This is a genomic window from Vreelandella hamiltonii, from assembly GCF_014651795.1.
Taxonomy (GTDB): Bacteria; Pseudomonadota; Gammaproteobacteria; order Pseudomonadales; family Halomonadaceae; genus Vreelandella; species Vreelandella hamiltonii.
Map to the genome: position 1 here is coordinate 1 of NZ_BMXO01000010.1, position 14,252 is coordinate 14,252.

At 63.0% G+C, this 14,252-nt stretch carries 16 protein-coding genes; 3 read left to right on the forward strand and 13 right to left on the reverse strand.

Features of this window, described 5'->3' with window-relative positions; translation table 11 throughout:
- Window positions 1-78 precede the first annotated feature (78 nt).
- Together IE061_RS11000 and fabV are read right to left on the reverse strand one after the other, a co-directional pair.
- Window positions 79-294, reverse strand: coding sequence for a hypothetical protein (locus IE061_RS11000; RefSeq protein WP_039175752.1), 216 nt, complete (start codon window positions 292-294; stop codon window positions 79-81).
- A 62-nt stretch (window positions 295-356) separates the two neighbouring features.
- Window positions 357-1,562, reverse strand: coding sequence for an enoyl-ACP reductase FabV (gene fabV, locus IE061_RS11005; RefSeq protein WP_026002006.1), 1,206 nt, complete (start codon window positions 1,560-1,562; stop codon window positions 357-359).
- A 160-nt stretch (window positions 1,563-1,722) separates the two neighbouring features.
- Here fabV and IE061_RS11010 point away from each other — a divergent pair, with 160 nt between their 5' ends.
- Complete coding sequence (locus tag IE061_RS11010) at window positions 1,723-2,106, forward strand: DUF7079 family protein (protein ID WP_039175751.1); 384 nt, start codon at window positions 1,723-1,725, stop codon at window positions 2,104-2,106.
- 5 nt (window positions 2,107-2,111) lie between these two features.
- On the opposite strand, the gene IE061_RS11015 is transcribed toward IE061_RS11010, so the two are convergent.
- Complete coding sequence (locus IE061_RS11015; protein WP_016916405.1) at window positions 2,112-2,597, reverse strand: glutathione peroxidase; 486 nt, start codon at window positions 2,595-2,597, stop codon at window positions 2,112-2,114.
- 101 nt (window positions 2,598-2,698) lie between these two features.
- Entirely contained in the window at window positions 2,699-3,316 is a 618-nt protein-coding gene (locus tag IE061_RS11020) for a LysE family translocator (RefSeq protein ID WP_016916404.1), read from the reverse strand.
- A 238-nt stretch (window positions 3,317-3,554) separates the two neighbouring features.
- On the opposite strand from IE061_RS11020, the gene IE061_RS11025 reads away from it, so the two are divergent.
- Window positions 3,555-4,286, forward strand: a complete 732-nt coding sequence (locus tag IE061_RS11025; protein WP_016916403.1) for a YebC/PmpR family DNA-binding transcriptional regulator — start codon at window positions 3,555-3,557, stop codon at window positions 4,284-4,286.
- A 4-nt stretch (window positions 4,287-4,290) separates the two neighbouring features.
- On the opposite strand, the gene IE061_RS11030 is transcribed toward IE061_RS11025, so the two are convergent.
- Genes IE061_RS11030 through IE061_RS11040 form a run of 3 tightly spaced genes read right to left on the reverse strand, consistent with a single transcriptional unit; the run spans window position 4,291 to window position 7,054 of the window.
- Entirely contained in the window at window positions 4,291-5,052 is a 762-nt protein-coding gene (locus IE061_RS11030; protein ID WP_039175746.1) for a hypothetical protein, read from the reverse strand.
- The gene (locus IE061_RS11035) at window positions 5,049-5,879 is read right to left on the reverse strand and encodes a mechanosensitive ion channel family protein (protein ID WP_193461620.1); all 831 of its coding nucleotides are present in this window, start codon (window positions 5,877-5,879) and stop codon (window positions 5,049-5,051) included. The genes IE061_RS11030 and IE061_RS11035 overlap by 4 nt, the downstream gene beginning before the upstream one ends.
- An 8-nt stretch (window positions 5,880-5,887) precedes the next feature.
- Window positions 5,888-7,054 (reverse strand): hypothetical protein, encoded by a 1,167-nt coding sequence (locus IE061_RS11040; protein ID WP_039175743.1) that lies wholly within the window; start codon window positions 7,052-7,054, stop codon window positions 5,888-5,890.
- Between the two features lie 137 nt (window positions 7,055-7,191).
- On the opposite strand from IE061_RS11040, the gene IE061_RS11045 reads away from it, so the two are divergent.
- Complete coding sequence (locus IE061_RS11045; RefSeq protein WP_039175741.1) at window positions 7,192-7,455, forward strand: hypothetical protein; 264 nt, start codon at window positions 7,192-7,194, stop codon at window positions 7,453-7,455.
- Window positions 7,456-7,463: 8 nt separating this feature from the next.
- Here the strand turns inward: IE061_RS11045 and IE061_RS11050 are convergent, their stop codons facing one another.
- From IE061_RS11050 to dbpA, 6 genes are all read right to left on the reverse strand, one after another.
- A complete protein-coding gene (locus IE061_RS11050) occupies window positions 7,464-7,601 on the reverse strand; it encodes a hypothetical protein (RefSeq protein WP_189462636.1) in 138 nt (45 codons plus the stop codon).
- 12 nt (window positions 7,602-7,613) lie between these two features.
- The gene (locus IE061_RS11055) at window positions 7,614-8,621 is read right to left on the reverse strand and encodes a zinc-dependent alcohol dehydrogenase family protein (protein ID WP_016916398.1); all 1,008 of its coding nucleotides are present in this window, start codon (window positions 8,619-8,621) and stop codon (window positions 7,614-7,616) included.
- 60 nt (window positions 8,622-8,681) lie between these two features.
- Entirely contained in the window at window positions 8,682-10,574 is a 1,893-nt protein-coding gene (locus IE061_RS11060; RefSeq protein WP_144979914.1) for an ABC transporter ATP-binding protein, read from the reverse strand.
- A gap of 48 nt (window positions 10,575-10,622) precedes the next feature.
- Window positions 10,623-11,666 (reverse strand): AbrB family transcriptional regulator, encoded by a 1,044-nt coding sequence (locus IE061_RS11065; RefSeq protein ID WP_193461621.1) that lies wholly within the window; start codon window positions 11,664-11,666, stop codon window positions 10,623-10,625.
- A 108-nt stretch (window positions 11,667-11,774) separates the two neighbouring features.
- Window positions 11,775-12,632 (reverse strand): PA4780 family RIO1-like protein kinase, encoded by an 858-nt coding sequence (locus IE061_RS11070; protein ID WP_081139037.1) that lies wholly within the window; start codon window positions 12,630-12,632, stop codon window positions 11,775-11,777.
- Window positions 12,633-12,652: 20 nt separating this feature from the next.
- Window positions 12,653-14,050 (reverse strand): ATP-dependent RNA helicase DbpA, encoded by a 1,398-nt coding sequence (dbpA, locus tag IE061_RS11075; protein WP_230478441.1) that lies wholly within the window; start codon window positions 14,048-14,050, stop codon window positions 12,653-12,655.
- Between the last annotated feature and the right edge of the window lie 202 nt (window positions 14,051-14,252).

Below are 14,252 nucleotides of genomic sequence, written 5' to 3' on the forward strand. Positions count from 1 at the left end.
CTAGAAGTACGAGGTTTTTCGCGATGTTCGATAAATGCAAATTGCCGGGCCACTGGCCCGGCAAACGAAGGTGCTGCGTCAACCGCCGCTGTTGCCCATGCCAAAGATCACGAAGGCCGCCACCACCAGGCCCAGGCCAATGATCACCACGGGCAGCAGCTTGTGCATGCCGCTGGGGGGCTTTTTGGCTTCCGGCTGTTTATGGGGCGCCGCCTTGTCGAAATCTTCGGGCAACCGCTGGTTCAGTACGTGCTCTTTCTCTTCTTCCGGGGTCTTGCTCTCTCTGGTATCCATACGCCACCTCTTCCTGACCGGTTAGATGAAACAGCGCGGCGCTCACTCCGTCGCCCCAAGCGTTACAAGGTTACGACATCGAACGCCACATCGGGGTTCACATCGGCATCGTAGTCCACATCGTCACGTTCGAAGCCAAACAGCTTCAGGAACTCATGCTTGTAACCAGCATAGTCGGTAATGTCGAACAGGTTCTCGGTGGTGACGTTTGGCCACAGGTCCTGACAGGCTTTTTGAACGTCGTCACGCAGCTCCCAGTCGTCCAGACGCAGACGGCCCTGCTCGTCGGTGGCCATCTCACCGGGCTGACCTGAGTAGAGGCGCTCGCCGAACAGACGGTTCAACTGGTCGATGGTGCCTTCGTGCAGGCCCTGCTCTTTCATGATGCGGTACACCATGGCGATGTACAGCGGCATCACCGGAATCGCCGCGCTGGCCTGGGTAACGACGGATTTCAGCACCGCTACGTTGGCACCGCCGCCGCTCTCTTGCAGCTTGGCATCGATGGCCGCCGCTGCGCGGTCCAGGTCTTCCTTGGCTTTCCCCAGGGCACCGTGCCAGTAGATCGGCCAGGTGATTTCGGTGCCGATATAGCTGAACGCCACGCTGCGGGCACCTTTGGCCAGCACGCCTGCGTCTGCCAGAGCGCTCATCCACAGCTCCCAGTCTTCGCCGCCCATCACGGTGATGGTGTCGTCGATCTCTTGCTGCGTCGCCGGCTCCACCTCGGCTTCGATGATCACGTCCTTGTTGGTATCGATGGCCGTGGCGCGGTAGGTCTCACCGATGGGCTTCAGGCTGGAGCGCTTGAGCTCGCCGGTATCGGGCATCTTGCGCACCGGCGAGGCCAGTGAGTAAACCACCAGGTCGATCTCGCCCATGTCCTGCTTGATCAGCTCGATGGCTTTCTCGCGAGCTTCATGGGAGAACGCATCGCCGTTGATGGACTTGCTGTACAGCCCTTCCTGCTTGGCAAACTTGTCGAAGGCCGCGCTGTTGTACCAGCCCGCCGTGCCGGGCTTCTTCTCGCTGCCGGGCTTTTCGAAGAACACGCCCAGGGTATCGGCACCGTAGCCGAAGGCCGCCGTGATACGCGCCGCCAGGCCGTAGCCGCTGGAAGCCCCGATCACCAGCACTTTCTTCGGGCCCTGGTGCTTGTCCAAACCACGGGCGCGGGTCGCTTCGATCTGTTCGAGAACGTTCTGTTCGCAGCCTTTAGGGTGAGTAGTGGTGCAGATAAAGCCCCGAACTTTCGGTTTAATGATCACATTGGACCCCTTCATCGGATGAGTATCATCGGAGCACCCTCGTGCTCACTTGCCAGTAGGCGCTATTCTAGCGGGCCAGGCGCGCCCTGTCCGCTCTTGAGGTTATGGGGGATTCACGGCAGGATAGCGCCCTGCCCACTTCCTGCCGATGAGAACCGTGATGAATGCACAGCAGCTAGTCGATGAACGCGGCGACCTCTGGTTGGCGCTCGCCCCGCTTTGGCTGGACCGCGAACCCACCGAGCGCGACTACGCCCGCATGATCGAGGTCATCGAACAGCACGGGCTACCGCTCAAGGAGCTCGAGTGGGTGTTCCGTATCGAGCTGGCCCCGGTGCTGTCACGCCATCAGCTGTCGGTGGCCAGCGAGTGGCGCAAGTTCGATGACTACAAGCTGATGAAGCAGCTGGTCAATCACAACCTGCGCCTGAAGGGTTGGCGGCGCAAAACCTGGGCGCTGTTTTCGGGCTTGACCACCATGATGGTACGCCACCGTTGGAACGACCTGATGCAGCGACTGATGGTCAGCCGGGGCGAGCTCTAGCCCCTTCACGCCTTGTCCAGCGCCGCCTCCACGGCCAGGCGCAGGCGTGGGCCATGGTCTCGTGGGCCAAAACGCGCCAGCACTTGCCCGTCTCTGGCGACCAGAAACTTGGTGAAGTTCCACTTGATGGCCCGCGTGCCCAGCACGCCTGGCGCTCCCTGCTTGAGCAGCGTAAAGAGCGGATGCGCGTTGCCCCCGTTGACGTTCACCTTCTCCATGAGCGGAAAGCTGACCCCGAACTGCTGCTCCCCGAAGGTGCAGAATGCTTCGGCGCTTTCGGGCGACTGCCGCCCAAACTGGTTGCAGGGAAAGCCCAGCACGGTAAAGCCACGGTCACGGTAGCGTTGGTAAAGGCTCTCCAGCTCCTTGAGCTGGGGCGTAAAGCCACACTGGCTGGCGACGTTGACCACCAACAGCACCTGGCCGCGCAGCGCACGCAGGTTGAAGGGCTGGCCCTGATGGGTGTAGCAATCCTGTTCGTAAATGCTCATCACACACCCTCTTGCTATCGTCTGACGCTACCTTGCCACGAGGCGGCCTGCCAGCACCAGCCCGGCGGCTCACGCCTGCGCGAATTTTCCACCATGGCTGCTTATAGCAGTGGCCCCGCCACGACCCTCAGCGCCAGCGCGATCAGCAGCACACCGGTAACACGGTTGACCCAGTGGGCGTGGCGCTGCAGCCAGGGCAACACTCGCGAGTGCGATAGCCCCACGGCCACCAGCACGTACCAGCCGCCATCGATGACCATCGCCGTAGCCACGATGATGCCCTTGGCCAACGGGCTCATATCCGGCGTCACGAACTGACTGAGCAGGGCCACGAAAAAGATGATCAGCTTGGGATTGCCCAGAGCCACCAGCACCGCTTCTCGGGCCGCCTGGCCTGGCGTGGTGACCACCGCATTGGCTGCCAGCGAGCTGGCGCGCCCGGCCCGCAAGGCTTTGATCCCCAGCCACGCCAGGTAGGCGGCCCCACCCCAGGTGATCAGCTGAAAAACCTCGGGGTGGCGTACCACCAGCGCGCCCAGCCCCAGCACGGTCAACAGGGCATAAAAACCCACGCCCAGGGCATGGAACACCGCCGCGGTCACGCCGGGCAGCCGCCCGCCCCCCAAAGTGTGGCGCAGTACCAGCGCAAGGCTTGGCCCCGGGGACATGGCCCCCATGGCACAGATGGCGGCCAGCGATAACCAGAGCGTCAGCGGCATGCGTTTCTCCATGAGTCCAGCGGTTGATCAGCGCACCAGTATACGCCAGCTCAAGCGCAGTCGGGTGGCTGCCTGGGCTGCGCGTCGTGGAATCCTTCCCCGGCCTTGAATACGGCCTTAAATAACGCTGTTAGCATGGTACGCTGTTGGGTAAAATTTTCCTTTTTCAGAACGTTCGGCAACGCCGATCAATGACGCCTGCCGTGCAGGCAGTTCATGGTTAATAAAGGACTTCAATATGGGTAGGGCGTTTCAGAACCGTAAGGAATCCATGGCCAAGACGGCCGCTGCGAAAACCAAGGTGTACAGCAAGTACGGGCGTGAAATCTACGTCTGCGCCAAAGCAGGGGGCACCGACCCCAATGGCAACCTTGCGCTGCGCGGCCTGATGGAGCGTGCCAAGAAAGATCAGGTGCCATCCCACGTCATCGACAAGGCCCTCGACAAGGCCAGCGGTGCCGGAGGCGAGGACTTCTCGCCCGCTCGTTACGAGGGCTTCGGCCCCGGCAATGCCATGGTCATCGTCGACTGCCTCACCGACAACCCCAACCGCACCTTTGGCGATGTGCGCGGCTGCTTTACCAAGACCAAGAGCAAGATCGGCACGCCGGGCAGTGTGAGCCACATGTTCGATCACTGCGCGATCTTCTCGTTTACCGGTGGCGATGAAGAAGCCGTGCTGGAAGCGTTGATGGAAGCCGACGTGGACGTCACCGACATCGAGCAGGAAGACGGTCGTATCACGGTATTTGCTCCGAACACCGATTACGCCAAGGCCAAGCAGGCACTGCTGGACGCCTTTGGCGAGATCGACTTCGAAGTGGATGAAATCCAGTTCCTGCCACAGAACACCACGCCGGTGGAAGGTGACGACGCCGCCATGTTCGAAAAGCTGCTGAACATGCTCAACGAGCTGGACGACGTGCAGAACGTCTTCCACAGCGCCGAACTGCCGGAAGAGAACGCCTGAGCGGCTAGCCCTTCAGCGCATCACCAGGAACGAAAATCCACCCTTCGGCCGTCGGCATCTCCGCTGGCGGCCAGGCAACCTGCTGGGGCGCATGCTCCAGTGCCCAGGCCAGCAACGCACACTGCCATGCATCGTGCATGTCCTGCTGGCGGGGGGTGGGCTGGTGCAGCACCGCCTGCCATTGGGCCGGGATCACGCAGCGCTGGCGCAAAGCGGCAAAGCCCTCGGAGCGTTTGGCGGGGGATGGATACCCCTCCACGACAGTCAGCTCCCCCTGCTCGCTCTGCCACTGACCGCACGCCACGCTATGCGGCGCAAAGCGCGCCAGCACGTGCATGCCTTTGGTGGCCTGGCTGCCAATCATGTCCTTGATGGGCGACAGCGGCGTGACGCCACGTTCGAACAGCCAACGCTCGGTGTGTCGGTAAAGATAGGGATTTTCCTGAGAGCGGCCCAGTGCCGCGACGGCTTCCCCTCTGGCCAGGGCCAGCAGTGCCTGCGGCAGCGCCAGCGGTGTATCCACCGCCATGAAGACCCGTTCACCACCGTCCGCCACGTGCTGGCAGAGCCCCAACAGGCGGGCGACCAGATCACCAGGCGAGGCGGCGTCATTGAGCGTCTCGCGCAGATTGCCCCGCCAGGGCGCTCCTACCAGGGTCAGTGACGCATCCAGTACCACCAGCGCATCTCGGCTGGCCGGGTTATGGTCGCAATTCCAGCCGCCCACGTCCCAGCCGATGTAGAGCCTCTCGCCCTGCGCCTTCATGTCCGCCCCGCGCCCTGGGCATCCATCAGCATCTCAGGGGGCAGTAGCGCGGGACGAATACCGGCATCGCTCAGAATCGCCTTGCCGCGTACCGTCAAATCGGTCACGAACAGGAACTGCTGACGCGGGTCGACGGGATAAGCACGGATGCGATAGTGCGTTCCCCAGGGTTTCTCCTCGGCCACGACGATGATGGGCTTGTCGAACGTCAGGTAGGCGCTGGTCAACGCCACGTCGCGCAGCGCCTGGCGCACCCAGCCGCCTTCGTGCTCGGGGTGCAGGTAGAAGCTGGCCACACACTGGAGGCTGGCGCCGCCATTGTTGGCGTTGTAGATGGCCGAACCCCAAAGCTTCAAGTGCGGCACGGCCACCAGATCATCGTCCGGCGTTTGAATCTCTACCGTACGCATCCCCACATGCTTGACCTCTCCGTAGGTGCCTTCGATATTGACCCAGTCTCCGGGCCGATAGGGCAGCTCGACGGCAGAGACCACGCCCGCAATCAGGCTGCTGACATACTCCTTCAGGGCAAAACCGATGGCCAGGCCTATGGCCCCCAACAGCGTCACCATGTTGCGTAAAGAGGGCTCGATGACGATGGGCACCGCAATGGCCAAGGCCGTGATCAGGATCAGCAGACGCGTCAGCGGCACCAGCGCAAAGACTCGAAACCTGATCGGGCCATGCAACCGATTGGCCAGCCAGTTGAGCCCCCGCTGGCTGGCAATGATCAGCACGATGGCACCTGCCAGCAGCAGCCCCAGCGTGATGAAGGCTTCGCTGTCCAGCTCGTTAAACAGGCGGGCATACTGTTCGTGATCGTCCATGGGGGCTCCTAAAGCGGGTCTACCAGGTAGTGTCTCGATTCCAGCAGTTGCCGAACGCTGGCGTAGCTCAAGGGTGCCACCTGCCACCGCCCCTGATGGCAGTGCAGCATGCCGCGACTGGCCAGCGCGAACCGAACGCTCACTATCTCGTGTTCCGAGAAAGGCAGCACGTGGGCCAACGCCTGATCCTCCAGCCCCCCATGGATCAACAGGGTGTGCAGCAGCAGGGTGGCCAGATCGCCGGTGTCAGCGGGGAGCTCCGCATCCGCCAGCGTATCCAGCAGCCATAGCGATGTTTCGCCATGATCGGAACGGTTGCCCGTGTGAGCGCGGGCGTCCTCGGCCGGTTCACGCAGGCGCTCACGCCAATAGTGCCAGGCAATTCCCAGGTGGCCGCGACTATGGGCCGCCAACTGCTGGAGCTCCTTGAACACGCCCTTTTGTTTGGGGGAGTCCTCCAGCACGGGCTGTCGTGTACGGGTGCTGTAAACGGGCGGGCACTGGCCTGCAGCCTGGGAAAAATAGTCCGCCAGCTGTGCGCCTTCTAGCCCTTGCAGCGTCAACACGGGAACCCCTTCCAGCCCGACGGCCTGCTTCAGAAAGGCGTAGCTCCAGCTATCACACCCCAACACGCCCTGCCCCAGCCGCCCGCTCTGGGCACGCTCCACCAGCGCGCGCACGCCCTGCAAACCGTAGGCATGACGCAGGAAATGCCGCTCCAACGCCGGAATGGCCCAGCGCTTTGCCGGGGCAGCCGCCGTTACCCACGCCAGCTCTCCAGCCATGCGCTCGGCAAAGGTAGGCACCTCCAGGCACTCGATGCCGTGCTGTCCCGCCCAGTGGCCAACGATATCCGCATGCCCACCGTGGGGAGGCGACACGAACAGCACCAGCGGTGCCTCTTGATAGGCGGCCAGCGCCCGATGCAAGCTCATCGCGGCAGGCGTCCAATCCACCGGAGGCGCCCAGTGGGCGAGTTTCACTTCCGGCAAGGCGCGCAGCTCGCTCTCCAGTGCCGCCTGACGCCTGTCGGCACGGTTTCCCAGCATCCAGGCAGTGGCCACGCGCCAACTGCGCTTCCACTGGCTGGCCTGGGTATGCTGCGGTGTTTGAAAGGCTTCCAGTTCCACTACTTCCCACGGAGCTGGCGCTGCATTCGTCGGGCCTTGATCCATATCGCGCCTCGCGCCGGTAAAGTAGATCAAGATTAGCATGCCCCACGTACGACCACGCAGATAGCCGAACTTATCGTCTAGAATAAAGTCGTTAGGATAAGGCCAATACATTGATGAGCGATGCGCAGGAGGCAACGATGAGCGTGGTTGACGTCACCAGGGAAGAGCTACACGAGAAGCTTGCGAAGTGCATTGCTGGGGAGCGAGTGCTGATCGAACAGGAAGGTAATCGGTTCAGCGCGCGCATACAGCACGTGGGAATGACGGGGGTCAAAGTGATCCCGGAAACCATCATCAAGAACAGTACCGGCGACCCCGGTGACATGAACGGTGTTACCGTGCCCTACGATGATATCTGGGAGCTGGAGGTCAAGGGCGTGGTGTTCAGCCGCAAGGCTTAGTGAGCCCGTCAAGCGCCATTCCCTTTTCGCAGGGCAGGCAACAACAGCGCCCGCCACCAACGCCCGCCATCATGGCGGGCGTTGTGCATATAGCTATCTGCTACGGGCTCGATCTGCTCGGGTTCGATCACTTTACCTTCGATCAAACGGTCACCCGATCAATAGCTGAGGCAGATTTTACCGAAGTGCTTGCCAGACTCCTGATGACGAAACGCGTCCGCGATATCGGCCAGCGCAAACTCCCGGTCGATCACCGGCTTCAGATTGGCCGCCTCGATGGCCTTGATCATCTCCATCTGATGACGGCGGCTGCCCACGATCAGCCCCTGCAAACGTGCCTGCTTGGCCATCAGCTTTGCCGTGGGCACCTCGCCTTCACGGCCGGTCAGCACGCCGATCAGCGAAATGTGCCCGCCGATTTTCACTGCGTCTATGGATTGCGGCAAGGTGCCCGGCCCACCGACTTCCACTACGTGATCGACCCCTTCACCGTGGGTCAACTCTAGCACACGCTTGCCCCACTCAGGCGTGTCACGGTAGTTGATGGTGTGCTCGGCGCCCAGTTCACGCAGGCGCTCCAGCTTGGCATCGGACGACGAGGTAGCGATGACCCGGGCGCCCATCAGCCTGGCAAACTGCAGAGCAAAGATGGAGACGCCCCCGGTGCCCAGCACCAGCACGCTATCGCCCGCTTTCAGCCCGCCGTCTACCACCAGTGAACGCCAGGCGGTCAACCCCGCCGTGGTCAGCGTAGCGGACTCGGCATGGCTGTAGCCCTTCGGCTGGTGGGTGAACCAGTTGGCCGGGCGCACCACCTGCTCACGGGCATAGCCATCGACGCCGTCGCCGGGTGTGGTGGCAAAATCGCCTACCCGAGCGGGGCCTTCCAGCCAATCGGGGAAAAACGTCGAGACCACTGCATCACCGACGGCAAACTCCTCTACTCCCTCGCCCACGGCCTCCACGACCCCGGCCCCATCCGACATGGGGATACGGCCATCAGCGGCAGGGATCATTCCCGCCACCACGGCATAGTCATGGAAGTTCAGCGAGCTGGCGTGCAGGCGCACCTTGATCTCGCCGGGGCCGGGCTCGCCGGGAGCAGCGAGGTCGACGACATCGAGGTGGTCCAGCCCACCGGGGGCACGTAGCTGTATGGCTTGCATCACTATCTCCTTTGCATGCGCCAGAAATAGGCGACCGGTCTAGTAATTGACTCTCTACGGCTACATGGGGGTCGCCTGTTCAGAATCAAGGTCATTGCCCAAAAAACCGCCCGACTGGCGCTGCCACAGGCCGGCGTAAATGCCGTTGCGGGCCAGCAGCTCCTGATGGGTGCCGCTTTCTACCAGGCGGCCTTCATCCACCACGATCAAGCGATCCAGCATGGCAATGGTCGAAAGCCGATGGGCAATGGCGATGACGGTCTTGCCTTCCATCAGGGCATCCAGCTGCTCCTGAATAGCGGCCTCCACTTCGGAGTCCAGCGCCGAGGTGGCTTCGTCCAGCACCAGAATAGGCGCATTCTTGAGCAGTACCCGAGCAATGGCGATGCGCTGACGCTGGCCCCCGGAGAGCTTGACGCCCCGCTCGCCCACATGGGCATCCAGGCCCCGGCGCCCCTGCGGGTCGACCAGATCATGAACGAACGTATCGGCATGGGCGCGGCACACCGCCTGCCATACATCGTCATCGCTGGCCTGCGGGCTGCCGTAACGAATGTTGTCGCGCAATGAGCGATGCAGCAGTGACGTGTCCTGGGTGACCATACCGATCTGGTGGCGCAGCGACGTTTGGGTGACCTCGGCAATGTTCTGGCCGTCGATCAGAATGCGCCCTCCCTGCAGATCGTAAAAACGCAGCAGCAGGTTCGCCAGGGTCGACTTACCCGCCCCGGAGCGGCCAATCAGGCCGATCTTCTCGCCGGGTCGAATGGTCAGGCTCAGCCCGTCGAACACGTGTCGGCTCTGCCCCTTGGCCTGGGCATACTGGAAGCGCAGGGCGTCGAAGACGATTTCGCCTTTGGGCACGCTCAGCGCCTTGGCGTTGGGGGCATCCTTGACCGTCGGCTGCTGGGCGATGGTGTTCATGCCATCCTGTACCGTACCGATATTCTCGAACAGCCCGGCGACCTCCCAGAGAATCCAGTCCGACATGAAGCGGATACGCATCACCAGCGCAATGGCAATGGCCAACACCCCCAGCGAGATCGCCTCCAGGAACCAGGCCGCAATGGCCATACCGGCGGTGCCGACCAGCAGCAGCGTATTGAGCAGCGTCAGGCAGACACTCATCACCGTGACCAGCCGCATCTGACGGTGTACGGTGATCATGAAGCCTTCCATGGCATCCTTGGCGTAGCGCTCTTCGCGCTGGGTGTCGGCAAACAGCTTGATGGTCTGAATGTTGCTATAACTATCGACGACCCGGCCGGTCATCTGCGCACGGGCATCCGCCTGGGCCATGGAAACGTCCCGCAGCCGGGGCACGAAGTAGCGCATGATGCCCAGATAGCCCACCAGCCAGGCACCCAGCGGCAGCAGCAGCCAGGGGTCTGCCCGCCCCAGTAGAATCGCCGCACCGGTAAAGTAGACGATGGCGTAGACCATCAGGTCCATGATCTTGGTGACGGTCTCCCGCACGGCCAGCGCCGTTTGCATCACTTTCTGCGACACGCGCCCGGCAAACTCGTCCTGATAGAACGCCAGACTCTGGCTCAGCATATGGCGATGCGAGAGCCAGCGGCCAATCATCGGGTAGTTGCCAAAAATACTCTGGTGGGTAATCAGCGACTGGCCCAGTACCAGCAGGGGCAGCCCGACCACCACCGCCAAGCCGACGCCCGCCAGCCACAGCCCGTGCTGCGCCCAGAAGTCGGCCCGCTCGACCCGGCCCAGCCAATCCACCAGCTCGCCCATGTAGCTGAAGAACATTACCTCGGCGGCGGACACCACGGCAGTCATCAGCGACATCAGCAGCAGCCAGGGCCAGACTGGCCGCGAAAAGTGCCAGATAAACGGCAGCAGCCCGTGGGGAGGCGTCGACACCTCACCTTCCGGGTAGGGGTTTACGCGGCGTTCAAAAAACTGGAACAGCGGCAACAGCAGGCGTGACAACATGGGAAGTCCTTGACGAAGAAGCCTTTGAAGAGAGCCGAATGGCGTCTGTCAGTGCGCTCGGCGGCGGCTCAACAGCCAGCGCGCCCAGAACGGCGCGAACACCATCAGGGTAATCATGCGCAGCAGGTGATGAAATGCCACGAAGACCGGGTCGATATCCAGGGCAACGGCCAGAATCGCCATTTCACCGATGCCGCCAGGGGCCAGCGCCAGCAGCGCCACATCTCGGCCCACCCCCACGGTACGATGAATGAGTTCGGCGAATACCGCCAGGGCCATCAGGGCCAGCAGGGTCGCCACGCCCGATTGCCACAGGTAGCGGCCCAACAACCTGCGGGTCATGCCCTGGAAACGCGAGCCAATGGCACTGCCCAGCACCCACAGCATCAGGTTCATACCCCACTCGGGCAGCGCCAGGCTGGCCATGTCCAGCCCCGACAGCAGGGCGGCCATGAGCAAGGGAGTCAGCAGAGCCGAGCTGGGGATGCGCAGCCAGCGGCCCAGCGGTATCAGCAGGGGAATGGTCAGCAGCATCCAGCCGTGTTCCAGCGACGAAGCGGCTGGCCCCAACGAGCCTTCGCCCCCTTCAAAGGCCCAGAACAGCGGTGGCAGGAAGAGAATGACCAGAATAATGCGCAGCGACTGGGCTACGGCGATGCGCTGAGGGTCACCACCACACTTTTCGCCCAGCAGGATCATCGCCGTCATCGCGCCGGGGGCGGCGCCAAACCAGGCGCTCACCGGGTCGAACCCGCAGCGCCGGTACCAGGCCGAGGCCACCGCGGTGGAGGCGGCCACCCCGAGCAGCAGCAGCGCCGCCGACAGCGGCCAGTCCAGCACACGATGTGCCAGCTCCGGCGTTACCTGGCTGCCCAGCACCAGCCCCATGACGGCCAGGAACACGTTGCGCAGCGGCTCGGGCACTGCGACGCTGGCGCCCTTGGCGGAGGCCAGCAGATTGGCCACCAGCGGGCCCAGCATCCAGGCCAGGGGAAGGTTCAGCAGTTGAAACAGCAGGCCGCCCAGGGCGCCGACACCCAGCGACACGGCCAGCGCTCTGGCACTTGCTGCACTGAAACGACTTCCCTTCACGCGCCCCTCCCTGAAACGTGACCTACTCAAGCACTGGCGACCGGCCGCCGACACCCGCGCATGTCGTTACTCTGCTAATGGATAGCCTAGTGTACACGATATCGGCGGCTAATCTTCGTCGTCATCGCCGCGCAGGCGCGCGAGGCGTTCGGCTTCCTCTTCCTTGGCGTCGTCAATGACTTCCATCAGCTCTGCCACGTTGGCAATGTGGCTGTCGAACTCGAAGTGGCCGGTCAGCTGGCTTTCGGGGTGCAGCTCGCCGGACTCATAGAGCGCCCACATCTCCTTGCCGTAGTGGGTGTCCAGCAGCTCCGGAGCAAAACGGCCAAAATAGGCGCGCATGTTGTTGACGTCGCGCTCGAGCATGGCGGCGGCGCTGTTGTTACCTGCGGCATCCACCGCCTGGGGCAGGTCGATGATGACCGGGCCGTCGGCATCCACCAGCACGTTGAACTCGGATAAATCGCCGTGGATGAGACCGGCACACAGCATACGCACCACGTCCTGGATCACTTTGGCGTGATAGCGCAGCGCCTGCTCGTGGGTCAGGGTGACATCGTCAAGCCGCGGGGCCACGTCGCCTGCGGCGTCAGTGATCATCTCCATCAGCAGCACGCCATCCACGAAGCCATAGGGCTTGGGAACCCGCACGTCGGCAGCGGCCAGCCGGTACAGCGCGTCCACCTCGGCGGTGAGCCACGCCTGTTCCTGCTCTTTCTGGCCGTAGCGGGTCTTCTTGGCCATGGCCCGCGCGCGGCGGCTGTTGCGCTCCTTGCGCCCTTCCTGATACTGCACCGCCTGCTTGAAGCTGCGCTGCTTGGCCTCCTTGAAGACCTTGGCACAGCGCGTCTCGTCACCACAGCGTACGACGTACACCTGCGCTTCCTTGCCGCTCATCAACTGCATCAGCACCTCATCGATCAGGCCATCGTCGACCAGGGGCTGTAATCGTTTGGGTGTTTTCATGGCTTGCTGCGCTGATCCTGTTAGTGACGAATGCGGCGCACTCGGAAAGCACGCCCCTTGAGTTTATCCCGCTCCAGCTTGGCCTGGGCACGTTGAACGGCACCGCGCTCCACTGCCACGTAAGCGCTGCGAGCCAGTACCTTGATCTTGCCCACCTGATCCCCCCGCAGGCCGCCTTCGCTGGTCAAGGCGCCCAGAATGTCGCCGGGGCGCAGCTTGTCTTTTTTGCCCCCCGCCAGCTGTAGCGTGGCCATGGGTGGCTCGAACGGAGTGCTGTCGGACGCCCTGGGCAGCGGCTCGGGGGTCAGCGGCTCGCCCAGCAGCTCCGCAAGGCGTTCGAGGCGATACTGCTCCTGCGGGGTCACCAGCGTGCAGGCGATACCGCTGGCACCGGCACGCCCGGTGCGCCCGACCCGGTGTACATGAACCTCCAGCTCGCGGGCGATCTGGTAATTGAAGACGGCATCCAGCTGGGCGATGTCCAGCCCACGGGCGGCCACGTCCGTGGCAACCAGAATCGACGCACTCTGGTTGGCGAACAGCACCAGCAGTCGATCACGATCCTTCTGCTCCAGGTCGCCGTGCAGGGCCACCGCACTGAAACCCGCATCGACCAGACTGTCGGCCACCGCCTGGGTTTCGCGCTTGGTGTTGCAGAACACCACGCTGGTGGTGGGGCGCGTGGCCAGCAGCAGCTGTTTCAGCGCCGCAAAGCGTGCGTCGTCGTTGGTCACGGCGTAGAAGTGCTGCTCGATGGTGGTGGCATCGTGGGTCTCTTCCACCTTGACGCTGACCGGGTCGCGCATGACACCCCGTGTCATGATGGCCAGGCCTTCGGTCGACTGCTCGTCCGGGAAGGTGGCGCTGAACAGCAGCGTCTGGCGGTCGGCAGGCGTGTCGGCAATGATGTCGTCGATGGTGGCTTGAAAGCCCATATCGAGCATGCGGTCGGCTTCGTCCAGCACCAGGGTCGTCAAAGACCCCAGCGTCAGCGAGCCTCTGCGCAAGTGCTCGTCAATGCGCCCCGGCGTGCCCACCACGATATGCGCACCATGCTCCAGGGAGGCCAGTTGCGGGCCAAAGGCCGCGCCGCCACACAGCGTCAGCACTTTCACGTTGGCCATGCCGCGCGCCAGACGGCGCAGCTCTTCGGCTACCTGGTCTGCCAGCTCTCGGGTCGGGCACAGCACCAGCCCTTGCACGCTGAACGCTTCCACCCGGAGCTGAGAGAGCAGCGCCAGGCCAAACGCGGCGGTCTTGCCCGAGCCGGTCTTGGCCTGGGCCATCACGTCGCGGCCCGCCAGCATGGGCGGCAGGCTCTGCGCCTGAACCGGCGTCATCTGGTGATAGCCAAGGGAGTCCAGCGTGGCAAGCAGCGCAGGCGACAGCGCAAGAGATGCAAAAGAGGTATCTGACACAAGAAATTCCTGAAGGGGCATGAGGCCCAGCGATTCGATAATGTGAAGCACCATACCAGAAAGCGCCCTGCCCTGCCTGACTGGGAGCGGGCCGCCCTTGGCATGGCGTCAGGCTTTGTACGAAAAGTCGGCGAGCGATGGCCAGACAAGGCAAAAATCGGCGAAAAGACGGAGTTTACAAGGTGTAAATGAGTACTTTGAG